Origin of the sequence: Microbacterium sp. STN6 (assembly GCF_026410545.1) — a bacterium.
In the GTDB taxonomy this organism is placed as follows: domain Bacteria; phylum Actinomycetota; class Actinomycetes; order Actinomycetales; family Microbacteriaceae; genus Root112D2.
The window spans coordinates 229,640-245,601 of the sequence record NZ_JAPMIT010000003.1; the positions used below are offsets into that span (position 1 = coordinate 229,640).

At 70.7% G+C, this 15,962-nt stretch carries 17 protein-coding genes; 3 read left to right on the top strand and 14 right to left on the bottom strand.

Features of this window, described 5'->3' with window-relative positions:
- Positions 1-137: 137 nt before the first annotated feature.
- Positions 138-713: a MarR family winged helix-turn-helix transcriptional regulator gene (locus OSC27_RS10220; RefSeq protein ID WP_267181357.1), complete on the top strand. Its 576-nt coding sequence runs from the start codon at positions 138-140 to the stop codon at positions 711-713.
- On the opposite strand, the gene OSC27_RS10225 is transcribed toward OSC27_RS10220, so the two are convergent.
- From OSC27_RS10225 to hemE, 10 genes are all read right to left on the bottom strand, one after another.
- Positions 664-1,140, bottom strand: coding sequence for a pyrimidine dimer DNA glycosylase/endonuclease V (locus OSC27_RS10225; protein WP_267181358.1), 477 nt, complete (start codon positions 1,138-1,140; stop codon positions 664-666). The two genes, OSC27_RS10220 and OSC27_RS10225, sit on opposite strands and share 50 nt — an antisense overlap.
- A 4-nt stretch (positions 1,141-1,144) precedes the next feature.
- A complete protein-coding gene (locus OSC27_RS10230) occupies positions 1,145-1,918 on the bottom strand; it encodes a uroporphyrinogen-III synthase (protein WP_267181359.1) in 774 nt (257 codons plus the stop codon).
- Positions 1,918-2,886: a hydroxymethylbilane synthase gene (hemC, locus tag OSC27_RS10235; RefSeq protein ID WP_267181360.1), complete on the bottom strand. Its 969-nt coding sequence runs from the start codon at positions 2,884-2,886 to the stop codon at positions 1,918-1,920. The genes OSC27_RS10230 and hemC overlap by 1 nt, the downstream gene beginning before the upstream one ends.
- Positions 2,883-4,124, bottom strand: coding sequence for a ferrochelatase (locus OSC27_RS10240; protein ID WP_267181361.1), 1,242 nt, complete (start codon positions 4,122-4,124; stop codon positions 2,883-2,885). The genes hemC and OSC27_RS10240 overlap by 4 nt, the downstream gene beginning before the upstream one ends.
- Positions 4,121-4,891 (bottom strand): hydrogen peroxide-dependent heme synthase, encoded by a 771-nt coding sequence (hemQ, locus tag OSC27_RS10245; RefSeq protein ID WP_267181362.1) that lies wholly within the window; start codon positions 4,889-4,891, stop codon positions 4,121-4,123. Before hemQ ends, OSC27_RS10240 begins: the two co-directional genes overlap by 4 nt.
- 55 nt (positions 4,892-4,946) lie before the next feature.
- Complete coding sequence (locus OSC27_RS10250; RefSeq protein ID WP_267181363.1) at positions 4,947-5,186, bottom strand: hypothetical protein; 240 nt, start codon at positions 5,184-5,186, stop codon at positions 4,947-4,949.
- On the bottom strand, positions 5,176-5,589 hold the full coding sequence (locus OSC27_RS10255; RefSeq protein ID WP_267181364.1) for a phage holin family protein: 414 nt from the start codon (positions 5,587-5,589) through the stop codon (positions 5,176-5,178). Before OSC27_RS10255 ends, OSC27_RS10250 begins: the two co-directional genes overlap by 11 nt.
- Positions 5,590-5,651: 62 nt before the next feature.
- A complete protein-coding gene (locus tag OSC27_RS10260; protein WP_267181365.1) occupies positions 5,652-6,092 on the bottom strand; it encodes a hypothetical protein in 441 nt (146 codons plus the stop codon).
- Positions 6,093-6,109: 17 nt separating this feature from the next.
- Positions 6,110-7,639 carry a protoporphyrinogen oxidase gene (hemG, locus tag OSC27_RS10265; protein ID WP_267181366.1) on the bottom strand — a complete coding sequence of 510 codons (1,530 nt, stop codon included), beginning with the start codon at positions 7,637-7,639 and terminating at the stop codon, positions 6,110-6,112.
- Positions 7,639-8,796 carry a uroporphyrinogen decarboxylase gene (gene hemE / locus OSC27_RS10270; protein ID WP_416348843.1) on the bottom strand — a complete coding sequence of 386 codons (1,158 nt, stop codon included), beginning with the start codon at positions 8,794-8,796 and terminating at the stop codon, positions 7,639-7,641. The genes hemG and hemE overlap by 1 nt, the downstream gene beginning before the upstream one ends.
- A gap of 114 nt (positions 8,797-8,910) precedes the next feature.
- Between hemE and OSC27_RS10275 the strand changes: the two genes are divergently transcribed.
- Complete coding sequence (locus tag OSC27_RS10275) at positions 8,911-10,257, top strand: glutamyl-tRNA reductase (protein WP_267181367.1); 1,347 nt, start codon at positions 8,911-8,913, stop codon at positions 10,255-10,257.
- A 24-nt stretch (positions 10,258-10,281) separates the two neighbouring features.
- Positions 10,282-10,899, top strand: coding sequence for a GNAT family N-acetyltransferase (locus OSC27_RS10280; protein ID WP_267181368.1), 618 nt, complete (start codon positions 10,282-10,284; stop codon positions 10,897-10,899).
- Positions 10,900-10,916: 17 nt separating this feature from the next.
- Here the strand turns inward: OSC27_RS10280 and OSC27_RS10285 are convergent, their stop codons facing one another.
- The 4 genes from OSC27_RS10285 to OSC27_RS10300 are packed head-to-tail and all read right to left on the bottom strand — an operon-like array spanning position 10,917 to position 15,924.
- Entirely contained in the window at positions 10,917-12,461 is a 1,545-nt protein-coding gene (locus tag OSC27_RS10285; RefSeq protein ID WP_267181369.1) for an FAD-binding oxidoreductase, read from the bottom strand.
- 54 nt (positions 12,462-12,515) lie between these two features.
- Positions 12,516-13,262 carry a class I SAM-dependent methyltransferase gene (locus OSC27_RS10290; RefSeq protein WP_267181370.1) on the bottom strand — a complete coding sequence of 249 codons (747 nt, stop codon included), beginning with the start codon at positions 13,260-13,262 and terminating at the stop codon, positions 12,516-12,518.
- Positions 13,263-13,317: 55 nt separating this feature from the next.
- On the bottom strand, positions 13,318-14,514 hold the full coding sequence (locus OSC27_RS10295; protein ID WP_267181371.1) for a VIT1/CCC1 transporter family protein: 1,197 nt from the start codon (positions 14,512-14,514) through the stop codon (positions 13,318-13,320).
- Positions 14,515-14,538: 24 nt separating this feature from the next.
- Entirely contained in the window at positions 14,539-15,924 is a 1,386-nt protein-coding gene (locus OSC27_RS10300) for a glycine--tRNA ligase (protein ID WP_267181372.1), read from the bottom strand.
- Positions 15,925-15,962 lie beyond the last annotated feature (38 nt).

Here is a 15,962-nt window from a genome sequence, read left to right on the forward strand (position 1 = left end):
CGTCTCGATTGCGCCTCGGGCACGCGACTGCGCCCCTCCCCCTCTGGCCCGCCTTCATCGGAAGCAGAGGTCCACTTCACTAGCCTAGATAGCAAATAGCCAAGTGTGATGTACACCGTACCATCTAGGATGGGCTTATGGCAGAGCGGACGTACTCCAGTCGTACCCTCAGCCATGACGCGATGCTCGACCCCCGTGTTCTCGATCCCGGCCAGGAGCTCGTCAATCACGGCGATCTGAGCGACGACGAACTGGCGCAAGTGGTTCGCCTGATGGTCGCGTTGCGCGCCTGGCGCGAGGCCGAACAGCGGATCAGCCTGGATTCACGCTCACGGATGCATCTGAACGAGACCGATATGAAGGCGCTGCGCTTTCTCATCGGGGCGAAGGCGCAGCACCTCCAGGTCACGGCAGGCGCCCTCTCCGACCACCTCGGCATCTCCACCGCCGCGACCACGAAGCTGCTCGACCGCCTGGCCGCCGCCGGACATATCGAGCGGTCGCCGCATCCGCGCGATCGCCGTGCGCTCACCATCTCGATCACCGATCGCACCCACGAAGAGGTGCGAGACTCTGTCGGTCGGCAGCATGCCAGGCGCTATGAGGCGGCGGTGCGGCTCACGGCCGAGGAGCGTGAGGTGGTCATCCGCTTCCTCCAAGACGTCAGCGGTGAACCCGCTCCCACTGAGCCACCGGGCCCGGCGTCAGCCTGAAAAGCGGATGCGCCTCGGGCCGTGAGACAGCCCCCCAGCGGGCGGCGACCTCCGGGCTCCGCTCATCCAACTTCTGCTGCAGCCTCGCCCACTCGTAGTCGAGTTGTCCGTCGCTCACGTCGATGAGCGGCACGACGCCCGCTTCGGGTGAGCTTGGCTGCGCGGTCTCGCCGTCGATCCGCGAGCCGTCGATCCGCGAGCGATCGAACGAGTAGCCACGTGAATCCGCTTCGTCGGCGACGCCATGCAGGAAGGCCGCCATCGCTGCCATGGGGTCCGCCTGCTCCCGGAATCGCAATAGCTGAGGATGCGCGCGATACCCGCGCGTTCGACCGGCGAGAACCGCTTGCGCGAGGAGCGCCTCGCGCCATGCCGCGGTCAGCCCCTGCCGGTCGAGATAGCGCGGGTGAACCGACCACAATCGCATGAGGTCACTCGCCGGCGGAGGCCACCCGCACGACCGCGTCGATGAGCGACTCGGCCGAGCGTTCGTCCGCGATCACGTCGACGCGCAGTCCCACGGCACGGGCGTCTTTCGCGGTGCGCGGGCCGATGGCCGCCACAACCGTGCCGTCCGGGATAGGCCCGAGCTGCTGCTGCACCTGCTCGGCCACACTGCCCGACGTCACGAGGATCGCGTTGACACGGCCGCTCGCGACGTCGTCGACGACTTTCTCGGCGACGGGCACGCCGACCGTACGGTAGGCGACGACCGACGACACCTCGTGCCCGATGCGCTTCAGCCCCTCGGTGAGCAGCGGCTTGGCGATCTCGGAGCGCAGGGTGAGCACGCGCAGCGGCACGACGCCCTTCGTCGCCGCCTCCCACTCGGCGAGGAGCCCGCGCGCCGAGTTGTCCTCGGAGGGCACGAGATCCACCTTGTAGCCGGCCGCGACCAGAGCCGCCGCCGTCGTCTCGCCCACGGCCGCGATGCGGGTGGATGCCGGCACGCTCGCCCGCCACGCCGACAGGACGTCGACGGTGGTCGCGCTGGTAACCGTGAGCCAGTCGAACTCGGCATTCGCGAGCCGCGAGAGCGCCGCTTCGAGCGCGGGCGCATCGTCGGTCGGCGCGAAGTTGATCATGGGCGCCACCACCGGGGTCGCCCCGACGGCGCGCAGGTCGGCGGCGACGGTGTCGCCCCACGGGCCACCCCGGGGCACGAGCACGCGCCACCCGGTCAACGGCTTCTGCGCGGCGGCCATCAGGCGGTACCTCCCACGGGCGCGAGATCCGCCGCACCGCGCTCGAGCAGTTCGTCGACCACGCGTTGCGCCACCTCGTCTGCGGCCTCCGCGAGCGCCGGCGCGGCCATGCTGTCGGGCGTGGCAGCGTGCGACGCGGTGAGCGTGCGGGTGCCGTCCAGGCTGTAGACGGTGGCCGTGAGAAAGAAGAGCCCGTCGGCGATCTCGGCCGTCGCGCCGATAGGCGCGGCGCATCCGGCCTCAAGCCCCGCGAGAACCGCGCGCTCGGCTCGAACGATCGCCCTGCTCGTCACATGGTTCACGGATGTCAGCGCCTTCGCCAGTGCGGTGTGGCCCTTCTCGGCACCCTCTCGCACCTCGATGGCGAGCGCCCCCTGGCCGGGTGCGGTGGGCCAGGCCGAGAGTTCGAGGAACTCGGTCGCGACATCGCGGCGACCGAGCCGGCCGAGCCCGGCGGCGGCCAGCACGACGGCGTCGAGGCGGTCGTCGGCGTCGGCGTCGAGGCGGGCAAGACGCGTGTCGACGTTGCCGCGTATGTCGACGACCTCCAGGTCGCCGCGCGCGGCACGGAGCTGCGCCATGCGACGGGGCGAACCGGTGCCTACGCGCGAGTCGGGTGGGAGGGTACCGAGCCCGAGGCCGTCGCGGGCGACGAGCGTGTCTCGGGCGTCAGCACGGCGGGGAACGGCGCCGATCGTGAGGCCGGGGAATCCTGCGGTCGGCAGGTCTTTCAGGGAGTGCACGATGAGGTCGGCCTCGCCGGCCATCAGCGCCTCGCGCAGCGCGTTCGCGAACACGCCCGTGCCACCGAGGGTGCTCAGCGACTCACGCGAGGTGTCGCCGTGCGTCGTGATGGGCACGATCTCGACGGGAGCCCCCGCGGCCTTCGCGATGGCGTCGGCAACCACACGGGTCTGGGCCATGGCGAGGGCGCTGCCGCGGGTCGCGACGCGCAGGGTGTCAGTCATTGGCGCACGCCTGCCGTTTGAGGGGCGTCGGCCTTTCGAGACGGGCGCTGCGCGCCCTCCTCAAGGCGCTCGTCCGGGCGCTGCGCGCCCTCCTCAAGGCGCTCGGCCGGGCGCTGCGCGCCCTCCTCAAGGCGCTCGTCCGGGCGCTGCGCGCCCTCCTCAAGGCGCTCGGCCGGGCGCTCGGCCGGGCGCTGCGCGCCCACCGTCTCGTGGTCTGGCCACGGGCCGAGCGCGGTTAGGTGCGGCCGCTCGGTGTCCGGCGTCCCCTCGACGCGCTCCATGATGAGATCGACGAGTGCCGACACGAACGCGGGGTGCACACCCGGCGTCGGCACCCGCTCAGCCCGCATGCCGTGGCTGGCGGCCGTCTCGCGCGCCTCGTTGTCGAGATCCCAGAGAACCTCCATGTGGTCACTCACGAACCCGATCGGCACGATCACGACGGCGCTCGTGCCGCCCGCGGCCGCGAGCTCATCGATCGCGTCATTGATGTCCGGCTCCAGCCATGGCGTCGCGGGGTTGCCGCTGCGCGACTGATACACGAGCGAGTACGGCAGGCCGGGCGCGGCCTCGCGTGCGACGAGGTCGGCCACCGCGCGGTGCTGCGCCACATAGGCGCCGCCGGGCCCGAAGCCGGGCCCCGAGGCATCCGCCGCCGTGTTCGGAATGGAGTGCGTGACGAACAGCACGTGGATGCCGTCACTTCCCGCGCCCTCACCACCCGATCGCAGCCGCGCGACCGCGTCGCGCACGCCCTCGACGAGCGGGGCGATGAAGCCGGGGTGGTCGAAGTACTCGCGGATGCGGTCGATGCTCACAACGTCGGTGAGCCCCGTAGCCTCGAGCGCACCCTCGAAGTCCTCGCGGTACTGGCCGACGCCGGAGTACGAGGTGTACGCGCTCGTGACGAGCCCCAGCAGGCGGTCATGGCCGGCATCGTGGGCGTCGCCCACGACATCCGCGAAATAGGGCGCCCAATTTCGGTTGCCCCAGTACACCGGAAGGTCGACGCCGCGCCCCGCAAGCTCGGCCTCGAGCGCCGCCTTCAGCTCGCGGTTCTGGGCGTTGATGGGGCTGATGCCGCCGAAGTGGCGGTAGTGGTGAGCGACCTGCTCGAGGCGCTCGTCGGGGATGCCGCGACCGCGCGTCACATTGCGCAGGAACGGGATGACGTCGCGCTGCCCCTCGGGCCCGCCGAAGCTCGACAGCAGCACGGCGTCATACGCGCCCGCGCTCACGAAACCACCTCGGCGACATCGTCGACCGAAATGCGACGGCCCGTGAAGAACGGCGTCTCCTCTTTGACGTAGAGACGGGCGTCGGTCTGCCGCAGTGCACGCATCAGGTCGACCAGGTCGGTCAGCGTGTCTGACTCGAGCGGAAGAACCCACTCGTAGTCGCCAAGCGAGAACGCAGCGACGGTGTTCGAGAGCACCGAACGGAACGCGGCGCCCTTGCGGCCGTGGTCGGCGAGCATGCGGCTGCGCTCGGCGTCGGGCAGCAGGTACCACTCGTGCGTGCGCACGAACGGGTAGACGGTGAGCCAGTCACGCGGCGGCACGCCGCGCAGGAACGCGGGCACGTGGCTCTTGTTGAACTCGGCGTCGCGGTGCACGGCCATGTAGTTCCACTCGGGTGCCAGGCCGGCGATGAGGCTCGTGCGCCGCAGCGTGCGCAGTGCTGCCTGCAGGCCCTCTGCCGTGGGGCCGTGAAGCCAGAACATGAGGTCGCTCGTCGCCTTGAACGCCGACGCGTCGTAGATGCCACGAAGCGTTACACCGGATGCCTCGACCCGCTCGATCGCGCGCGCCAACTCGCTCGTGGCGTGCGCCGCGCCCTCACCCGCAGCCTCACTACCGCCCTCGCGCGCCCACGTCTGCGGGCGCAGCGGATCGCGGCGGAACACGGCCCAGAGCGTGAATCCGGAGAGCGGGACATCGGTGTCGCTGTCGAGTTGAGCAGGTTGTGGTGCGGACGCTGCCGCGGCGGCAGCCGGGTTGGTCATGGGTTCCATCCTCCCTCGTTCGTGACGGGAGAGCAAAACGCACCCAGTCGGCGCGTCAGCGTCGTCGAAGCAGCCGGAACGCGGCCCAGCCCGAGGCACCGACCGCCGCGAGGGCGCTCACCATTGCCAGGGAGAACACCACCGGCCGTGTCTGCCGCAGCCGTCGGGCCGCCGTGACGGCGCGTTTGGGAAGGTTGATGCGGTCCTCGATGCCTGTCAGCGTGGTCGCGAGCGCGGCCCTCGCCTTCTGAACATCGATGGACTCATCGGTCGTCGTTGTCACGTCAGTGGTCATACTTACCCATCCCCCTGATCGCGTTCACGTCTTCCTTCACGCTGCCGATCGTCTTGGTCGGCAGCGGCGGCATACCCTTCTTGAACCAGCGGATGCCCACCAGTACCAGCACGATGATGATGATCGCGAGGCCTGCGGCCCCGAGAAGCGCGGCCAGCCAGCCGGGGAACACCAGCGCGAGCGCGAGCACGCCCGCCGTGATGAGGAGCGCGAGAAGGAAGAACGCGAGCAGTCCGGCGAACGCGAAGAGGCCTATGCCCACTCCGGCATGTATCGCCTTGGAGACCATCTCGGCCTTCAACTGCGCGAGTTCGGCCTTGACAAGCGCGATGAGCTGAGTGGGCAGATCCTTGATGAGGGTGAGCAGCGAGCGTGAACTCTTCACCTTGACGTCGTCGGTCATGTCTTTCGTCCTCTTCGTCTCGCGTTTCGTTGCGTCTCGCGTCGATTCGGTACGGTCGTGCCTCAGTCGCTCCCGGTCGTGGGAGCCGACGACGAGGCCGACTTCGATGAGGACTTCTTCTTCGTGCCGGCCTTGGTCGGCGAGGCGTCGCTCGTGGCCGGGTTCTGCACCGTGCCGGGCAGGGCGTCTTCGTCACGGGAGACGCCGCCACTGCTCGAGGCGCTCGTGCTGTTCGAGACGTTCGTGCCGTTCCCGCCGCCGTTCTGCGTCTTCTTCATGACGCCGGAGACGGCCTTCTTCGCCCCGTCGACAAGCATGCCGGGCACGTCGCCGATCTTGTCGGCCGCGTAATCCTGCACCTGCTGCACCTGCCGCTGGATGCCCGGCGTCTGCCACACCTTGTCGGCCGCGGACCTGATCTGCTCGTACCGCTTGCGCCCGGCCCTCGCGCCGAGCACGTAGCCGATCGCTGCTCCTGTGACGAAGAGAATCTTGCCCTTCATGCCTGTCCACCTCTTCTTTATCGCCGGTCAGCTTCCTGCGTCAATGCCCTCCAGCGTAACCCTCGGATGCGCCGCGCCGCCTGTATCGAGTCCGGAACGACCTGCGCGAGCCCGGTGCCCGTCAGCCAGGCCCCGGTCACCTCGATTCCCTCCAGTTCGTCGACGGCGGCCCGAACCGCGTCGATGCGGGCGCGCTGACCCAGCGCCGCGAACGGCAGCGCGTTGCGCCAGCGGGTGCGCGCGAACCCGGCCAGCATGGATTCCTCGAGCGGCATGTCGGTGAGCGCCGCCGCGTCACGCAGGGCGAGGGCGCGCAGCTCGGCATCCGTCATGCTGGTGGTCACGTTCTGCTGCCCGGCCCTGCCATAGGAGAGGCGCAGCACGTGCCTTCCCGCGCCAGCCCGCTGTGCGAGCCACGCCCACTTCGCCGTCGAGTGGGTCATGGCCTTGGCAGCGACCGTCTCGTGCGCATCCTCCGCGACGAGCAGGCCGGTCCCACGCGGGGCTGCATCGAGGGCCGGCGCGTCGAGCACGAGTGTCACGATCTCGACGCTCGTCGGTGCGGGCCAGTCGAGCTCAGCAACGTTCTCAAGAGTCGCGGATGCCGCCCTCAGCACCTCGAGCGACACCCCGCCCGGCGCCGCGACGAGAACCGCATCGGCCGGCAGCACCTCGCCGTCAGCAAGCTCGACGAGCCACGCGGCCTGCTCGTCTGCAGCCCCCTCGCCGTCGGCCGCCAGCCCCGGCCGCACGGCCGTCGCCGCGACGCCGAGGCGGATGCGGCCCCCACGCCGCTCCAGATCCTCCACGAGCGCCTCGGCCAGCCGCCACATGCCGCCGTCGATGCCGGCCACCGCCGACCCCGGCTTGGTGCCCCCGGTTGCGTCTCGGCCCGTTGCCCCGGCGCCGCGCAGCTCCGCCACCGCGCCCGAGAGCGAGCCCGCCCTCGTGAGCGCGCCGTTCAGGCCGGGCGCCACCACTCCGATATCCAGTTCGTCGGGGCTCGCCGAGTACACGCCGCCCGCCACGGGCGCGACGAGCCGATCGTAGACAGCGCGCCCCATGCGCCGACGCACGAGAGCGCCAAGATTGTGCTCACGGCCGATCTTCATCACGGGCATGAGCCGGTCGAGGTACGCACGCAACGCGCCACCCCAGCCGATGGCGCGCACGACATCGCTTGCCAGGGGCGAGCCGGGGATGCCGAGCAGGCCCGCCTTCGGCATGGGCACCGTGCGATCGGCCAGGCGCAGCCAGGCGCCGGCTGGGTTTGGCCCCACGATATCGTCGGCGAGCCCGAGGCTCGACAGCAGTTCGGCGACGCTGCCGCCGCGCGTCGCGAAGCTCTCGGCGCCCACGTCGAGACGCAGGCCCGCGACGTCACGCGAGGCGACGCTGCCGCCGGCGGCATCCGCTGCTTCGATGACCGTGACGTCGAAGCCGACTCGCGCGCACTCGCGTGCCGCGACGAGGCCCGCCACGCCGGCGCCGATGACGACAACGCGGGTGGCGCGGGTTGAGGCGAGCGGCTCGCTCTCTTCTGCCATCAGTCGAGCCCATGCACGAGCTCGACCAGCCGCGTGAGCACGCCGGGATCGGTGTCGGGCGGAACCCCGTGGCCGAGGTTCAGAACGTGGGCGGGGGCGCTCGCACCCCGCTCGATGACATCGCGCACGTGCTGCTCGAGCACACTCCAGGGGGCGCCGAGCATGGCAGGGTCGACGTTGCCCTGCAGCGGCACCGAGTGGCCCAGCCGCCGGCTCGCCTCGTCGAGCGGGATGCGGTAGTCGACGCCGATCACGTCGGCGCCGGTGTCGCGCATGGCCTTCAGCAGCTCGCCCGTACCGACCCCGAAGTGCACGAGCGGAACGTTGCGCGCGCCGCCCTCGGCGTCATACGTGAGGCCGCGCACGTGCTCGAGCGCGCGCGTCGACGCGGGGGCGACGTGCTTGGCGTAATCATCGAGCGAGAGCGAGCCCGCCCACGAGTCGAACAGCTGTGCCGCGCTCGCGCCCGCGAGCACCTGGGCACGCAGGAACGCGCCCGTGACGTCGGCGCACCAGCGCATGAGCGCCTGCCATGACTCCGGGTCGGCGTGCATGAGGGTGCGGGCGCGCAGGTGGTCCTTCGACGGGCCGCCCTCCACCAGGTACGCCGCGAGCGTGAACGGTGCACCGCCGAACCCGATGAGCGGTGTCGGCCCCAGCTGATCGACCGTTCGCCGCACGCCCTCGATCACGGGGCCGAGCGGGCCGCACACGTCATCCGGCGCGAGCGCCGCCGGGTCGGCCGCCGTCAGCCTCGCCACGTCGGAGGCCGTGCGGACGGGCCGCTCGAGCACCGGCCCGCGGCCCGGCACAATGTCGACCGCGACCCCCGCCAGCCGCAGGGGCACCACGATGTCGCTGAAGAAAATGGCCGCGTCCACCCCGTGCCTGCGCACCGGCTGCAGCGTGATCTCGCTGGCCATCTGTGGGTCGAGGCAGGCATCGAGCATGGCGGTGCCCTCGCGCAGGGCGCGGTATTCGGGCAGCGACCGCCCGGCCTGTCGCATGAACCACACGGGGGGCTGCGGCATCCGCTCGCCCTGGTAGGCGCGAATGAGCGGTGCGGCGGCAGTGACCCCCCGAGACAGCGGATGCGCAGCGCCGAGCGCTGCGGTCGCGGGCTGGTCGTGGGGGTCGGCACTCACGTCGCTACTCACGCGCCGATTCTCTCAAACACCGCTGGGAGAAGCGTCGCCACCGCTGCCAGAGGCGTCGCCAACATGAGAGGCGCTCGATTCGAGGTCGGTCGTTCGCGAGCGTAGTCTCATTGCGTGCTTCTGTGCTTCACCTCGAGTCATCGCACAGCCGGCTTCGACATGCTCGAACGGCTGGAACGGCGCGCACCCGAAGTGGCAGCAGCGATCGCCTCTCGAGACGAGCTCGTCAACGGCAGCGTCGTGCTCGCCACGTGCAACCGCTTCGAGGCGTACCTCGACATCGACGAGCCGCTCACGGGTGAGAAGGCTGCCGCCGTCGCGGCGGTTCTCGAAGCAGTGGGTCAGGCCACGGACATCGGCACGGATGAGCTGCGCGAGGCGAGTGCCGTCAAGTGCGGCGACGACGCCGCGGCGCACCTCTTCGCGGTCTCGAGCGGGCTCGAATCGGTGGTCGTCGGCGAAGGGGAGATCGCGGGGCAGGTGCGGCGCGCGCTCGAATCGGCGCGCTCGAATGGCACCGTGACGAGCGAACTCGAGCGCCTCTTCCAGGACGCCTCGCGCACCTCTCGGGGCGTGAAGAATCGTACGGGCATCACGAGCGCCGGCCGCTCGGTTGTGCGCCTCGCGCTTGATATGGCCGAGAGCCGGGTGACCGACTGGGCGCGCACGCGGGTGCTGCTCGTCGGAACCGGTGCATACGCTGGCGCCAGCCTCGCTGCGCTGCGCGATCGCGGGGTCACCGACGTGCGGGTGTACTCGCGCACGGGCCGCGCGCACAAGTTCGCGGCGACGCACGACATCGACCACGTGCCCGGCGACGGCCTCGCGGAGGCGGTCGCCGCATCCGATCTCGTGGTGACCTGCAGTGTCGCGCCCACCGTGATTCTCGACGCGTCACTCGTGTCGGCGGCCACCCACATCGCCGGCGCACTCGAGCGGCGCCTCGTGATCGACCTGGGCCTGCCGCGCAACGTGGACCCTGCCGTCGCCCTCATCGACGGCGTCGAACTGCTCGACCTCGAAACCATCTCGAAGCACGCGCCACTGGCCGAGCTGAACGCAACCGACGAGGCGCGCGCACTCGTGGGCGAGGCCGTCGCCGAGTTCCAGGCCAAGGCGGCCGAGCAGGCGGTGACACCCGCCCTCGTTGCGCTTCGCCGGCACGTGTTCGATGTGCTCGACGGCGAGATCGAGTGGGCCAGGCGCCGAGGGGACTCGAGCGCCGAGACCGAGGCGGCGCTGCGCCACCTCGCCGGCGTGCTGCTGCACACGCCGTCGGTGCGGGCTCGCGAGCTCGCCCGCGGCGGCGAGGCCGACGCGTTCATCGACGGCGTGGCCGCGCTCTTCGGCGTCGAGGCGGATGCCGCTGCCGCTGCAGCTGCGGACACCGACGGGGCCGCCGCTGCGGACACCACCGCTGCCGCCGCCGGGTCTTACATCAGGAACACCGCCGCATCCTGACGGCACGCGACAAGGGAGATGCACGTGAGCAATGACGCACACACCACGGCGCTGACCGGCCTGCCCTACGAGGCCGAGCAGCTGACCACCGACCGCCTGCTGCTGCGGCCCCTCATGGAGGAGGACCTCGAGACGGCCCAGTCGTACCGCCAGCGCGAGGGCGTGGGCGTGGCACGCTACCTGCTCTGGGAGGTGCACGAGCGCGAGCAGGCCGAGGAGCCGTTCGCCCGCCGACGCGCCCGCCGACGCCTGGAGCGCGACGGCGACGGCCTCGTCTTCGCCGTCGAGCTGCGTGGCGACGAGGGCGGCGCGGGCCGGGTCATCGGCGACATGAGCGTCTTTCTGAAGAGCGCAGCGGATGCGCAGGTCGAGGTCGGCTGGGTGTTCCACCCGGCCGTGCACGGTCGCGGCTACGCCACCGAGGCGGCCGAGGCCCTGCTGCGCCTGTGCTTCGACACGCTGGGCGCGCACCGCGTGGTCGCCGAGCTCGACCCGCGCAACGAGGCGTCGGCCCGGCTCTGCGACTCGCTCGGCATGCGCCGCGAGGGCCACTACATCGAGAGCGCCCTCGTCGACGATGCCTGGGTCGACAGCTGCATCCACGCGATCCTCGACCGCGAGTTCCGCGCGCTGCACGCGTAAGACGGCAGTACCCCTGCTCAGTACCCCTGCGGCTGCGTGAACAGTCCCTCCGGGTCGTACTTGCTTGCGACCGCGGCGAGCTGGGGCGCGTTGTCACCGAAGTAGGCGGTGGCGGGATCGTCGATGCGCGCATCCGCGTAATTGACGTACGCCCAGTCGCCCCAGTGCGGCCGCATCGCCTCGCGGAACCCGCGCACGTACGCAAAGTACGGGTCGGCCGCGGCGCCGGTGTCGAACGTCGACGTGTACTGCACGGTGGCGAGCGCCTTGCGGTGCACGAACGCGGTTGCATCAGGGGACACGGATGCCGCCGCACCGCCCAGCGCGTCGAGGGAGACCCCGCCCTCCACCATGCCATCCACCTTCTGGGCGGCCTGTGCCTGCGCGAGCAGGTCGTCAATGCCTGCCGCGTCGAGCCTGTCGTACGCCACGTGCGAGGTGTTGGCGAACGGCTCTCGGGTGAGGGCGCCGCCCGGGCCCGTGTTGCAGGCGTCGAGGGCGACGCCCGCGCATCCGGCGTACCGCATCATGGCGTCTCGATACGTGTGCGTGCCCGCGCTCTGCGAGGCGGGCCGGCTGCCGACCGCGTCGAAGAACGGCGCCACGTGCGCGTCGAGCCCGCTCTCGTCGCCGAGCCAGGTTCCCGAGACGCTGAGGCCCAGGGTGTCGGGATGCCGCGAGCCGCCCAGGATCTTCAGTGTCGACCACAGCTTGGGATCTGCCGTCGGCGCCCAGTTCTGCCACGCGTCGATCACAGCCGCCGCCTGCTCGATGGGCCAGGAGAGGGCGAACATGGTGACCTGCGGGGCGCGCACGGTCGCGAACGTGAGCGCGGTGACGACGCCCAGGTGCCCACCGCCCCCGCCCCGGCAGGCCCAGAAGAGGTCGGAGTCGTTGTTCGCGTCGACGTGCCGGATCGTGCCGTCGGCCGTGACGATCTCGACCGACTTCAGGGCGTCGCACGTGAGCCCGTACGCGCGCGTCATGACGCCGACGCCGCCGCCGAGGGTGAGCCCGGAGACACCGACCGTGGCGCAGGAGCCGGCGGCGATGGCGCGGCCCGCGTCGCCGAGGCCGCCGTAGACGAGGGAGAGCGGCGCACCGGCACCGATGGTGGCGCTCCTGTCGCCGTTGAGCGTCACCTGGGCGAGATTGCGCGTGTCGATGACGAGTGAGGCGGGCATGCCGGTGCCCGGCGCGCCGCCGGACGAGAAGCCGGTGTAGCTGTGGCCGCCGCTGCGAATGGCGAGCGGTACGTCGTAGCGGCCGGCGAACCGCAGCGCCGCCTGCACGTCGGCGGCGCTTGCCACCGTGAGCACGGCGAGCGGCCGCGCGGCATCGTACGCCGGGTTCTCGGTGAGCTTCGCGCGCCCGTAGCCCGTGTCCCCGGGGCGGAGCAGAGGGCCCGTGACCGACCGTTCGAGCGCCGCCCAGTCGGGCCTGCGCGCGGTGGGTGTCGCGCTCGGGGAGGGCTGCGGGCGGGTCGGGGCGCATCCGGCCAGCAGGGTGACGGCACCCGCCGCCCCCATGGCCAGCACGGATCGACGGGTCAGCTCGGCCATGCCGCCATGTTACGCAGGTCGCGCCCTCACCTCAGGCCCACCCCAGCTATCACCTCAGGCCGCCGCGAGCCGGGCGCGCGTCGCGTGGGTGAGATAGGGCAGGCGGATGCGGTCGCCCGGCGCAATCTCAGGGTGCGTGTCGAGCAACTCATCCACCTGGTGCAGGAGCTCGCGGCGCTCGTCGGCCGGCAGCACGATCACGTAGCTGCGGGAGGCGACGAGGTCGAGCAGCTCGGCGCGGGTCAGCGTCTGCTCCCAGCGGGTCTCGAGGTGCTCGCTCTCGCCGAAAGGCGCTCCGATGACGGGCAGCTCACTGTCGAGTTCGTGCTCCCGGGTGCGCGTGATGATCTCGCCGAAGCGGGACACCCAGTCGACGCTCTCATCGCGGATGTTCCACACCAGTGAGAGCGTTCCTGACGGTTTCAGAACGCGAGCCACCTCGGGCACGGCCAGGCGCGTATCGACCCAGTGCCAGGCCTGGGCCACGAGAACCGCGTCCACGCTCGCGTCGGGAAGCGGGATGCTCTCTGCCGCGCCGGCGAGCGCGGTGACGGCGGGCAGCGCCGCGGTGAGCCGCGCGCGCATCTCAGCGAGCGGCTCGACCGCCACGACATCGAGGCCCCGTGCGACGAGGGAGCGCGTGAGCTTGCCGGTGCCCGCGGCTAGGTCGAGCACACGGGCGGCGCCTGCCGGCAGCATCCAGTCGACGGCGTCGTCTGGGTAGCCGGGGCGCCCGCGGTCGTAGGCGTCCGCGGCCTGAGAGAACGAGCGTGCGTGCGCGAGTTTGGCTGCGTCATCCATGTGTTCCGGCTCCATGCCTTTCAGCTTGGCAGGGTGAGCCGGTTCGTGGCAGCAATCAGTGCACGCTCGTGCCGAAGAGAAGACCGAGCAGGTACGTCACCGCCGCCGCCGCGTAGCCGATGCCCAATTGGCGCAGGGCGCGACGTACGGGCGGCGCACCGGAGAGCAGGCCCACGATGGCGCCGGTGCCGAGCAGGGAGACGCCGACGAGAATCGCCGCAACGATGATCGCGGTGAGCCCCTGAAGGCCGAAGAGGTACGGCAGCACCGGAATGATCGCGCCGGACGCGAAGAAGCAGAAGCTCGAGACGGCCGCCCCCATGCCGGTGCCGATCGCCTCGTGCTCGTCGACCTCGACTGGGTTCTCGACTGCGCTCTCGAGTGCGCTCCCGCCCGCCACCATCGTCGGCAGGCCGTCGAGCGCAGGCGGGCCACCGAGCGCGGGCGGGCCATCGAGCGCGGGCGGGCCGTCGAGCGCAGGCGCCGCGGGCAGCGCCCCGGTCTGCAGCCGCAGCCGCGCGAGCGTCGCCTGGGCGTGCGCCTCGGCCTCCTCGCTGCTCATGCCGCGCGCGCGGTACACCAGGGCGAGCTCATTGCCGTCGATGTCGAGATGCGGCACGGCGGTCTCCGCGTGCTCGCCGGGGCGCGATGCCTCGAGCAGCTCCCGCTGCGAGCGAACCGAGACGTACTCCCCCGCGCCCATCGAGAGGGCGCCTGCCAGCAGCCCGGCGATCCCGGTGAGCAGCACGAGCTGGCTTGACACGCCCGTGGCGCCGATGCCGAGCACCAGCGAGAGATTGCTGACCAGGCCGTCGTTCGCGCCGAACACCGCGGCGCGGAAGGTGCCAGAGAGCCGCTGCCGGCCTCTGGTGGCGAGGCCACGCACGACCTCTTCGTGAATGCGTTCGTCGGCGGCCATGGCATCCGTCGCATCCGAGTCCGCCTCGTACGGTGAGCGACCCTCGGCGCGCTGCGCCAGGGCGAGCACGAACACGGAGCCGAATCGCCGCGCGAGGAACCCGAGCATCCGCGTGCGAACGTCTCCGCGCACGGGCTTGCCGACCTCATCGCCGAGCAGCTCGAGCCAGTGCGCCTCGTGCCGCCCTTCTGCCTCGGCGAGAGCGAGCAGGATCTCGCGTTCCTCGCCTTCCCGGCGCCGGGCGAGGTCACGGTAGACGGATGCCTCGGCTCGCTCATCGGCCAGATACCGCCGCCACCTCCGCACCTGCGCACGAGTGGGACCGCTGGTCATGACACTGCCTCCGCGGAGCCTGGGTCAGGCCCCGAGCAGCCGCACGGCCAGGTACTCCTGCAGGGTGTCGAGCGGAACCCTCTCCTGGCTCATGCTGTCGCGGTCGCGCACGGTGACGGCCTTGTCATCGAGCGAGTCGAAGTCGACGGTGACGCAGTACGGTGTGCCGATCTCGTCCTGGCGACGATAGCGGCGGCCGATGGCGCCGGCATCGTCGAAGTCGACGTTCCAGTTCTCGCGCAGGCTGGTGGCGAGTTCGCGCGCCATCGGCGAGAGGCGCTCGTTTCGGCTGAGCGGCAACACCGCCACTTTGATCGGCGCGAGCCGTGGGTCGAGGCGCAGAACCGTGCGCTTGTCGGTGCCGCCCTTCGCGTTGGGCACCTCCTCCTCGTGGTACGCGTCGACGAGGAACGCCATGAGTGAGCGGGTGAGCCCGGCTGCCGGCTCGATCACGTAGGGCACCCAGCGCTCGTTCTTCGTCTGGTCGAAGTACGAGAGGTCCTTGCCGGAGTGCTTCGCGTGGGTCGAGAGGTCGAAGTCGGTGCGGTTCGCGATGCCTTCGAGCTCGCCCCACTCGCCTCCCGTGAAGCCGAAACGGTACTCGATGTCGATGGTGCGCTTCGAGTAGTGGGAGAGCTTCTCCTTGGGGTGTTCGAACAGCCTCAGGTTCTCGGGGTCGACGCCGAGACCCGTGTACCAGGCGAAGCGGTAGTCGACCCAGTACTGGAACCACGTCTCGTCGTCGCCCGGCTCGACGAAGAACTCGAGCTCCATCTGCTCGAACTCCCGCGTGCGGAAGATGAAGTTGCCCGGCGTGATCTCGTTGCGGAAGCTCTTGCCGATCTGGCCGATGCCGAACGGCGGTTTCATGCGGGCCGCCTGCAGCACGTTGGCGAAGTTCACGAAGATGCCCTGGGCAGTCTCGGGGCGCAGGTACTGCAGACCAGACTCGTCCTGCACCGGGCCCAGATAGGTCTGCAGCATCATGTTGAAGTCGCGCGGCGGCGTCCACTGGCCGCGCACGCCGCAGTTGGGGCAGACGATGTCGCCCATGCCGTTTTCGGGTGCGTGCCCCTTCTTGCCCTCGAAGGCTTCGATGAGGTGGTCCTCGCGGAAGCGCTTGTGGCAGTTCAGGCACTCGACGAGCGGGTCGGTGAACACACCGACATGGCCGGATGCTTCCCACACCTGCTTGGGCAGGATGACGCTCGAGTCGAGCCCGACCACGTCATCCCGGCGGGTCACCATGTACTTCCACCACTGCCGCTTGATGTTCTCCTTCAGCTCGACGCCGAGGGGACCGTAGTCCCACGCCGAGCGGGAGCCTCCGTAGATCTCGCCCGCCTGGAAGACGAACCCTCGGTGGCGGGCGAGGGCGATGACGGCATCGAGACGTGTGGGCGCGGCCATGGTGGCTCCAATGGGTGCGGGTGGCATCCGAGCGAGTG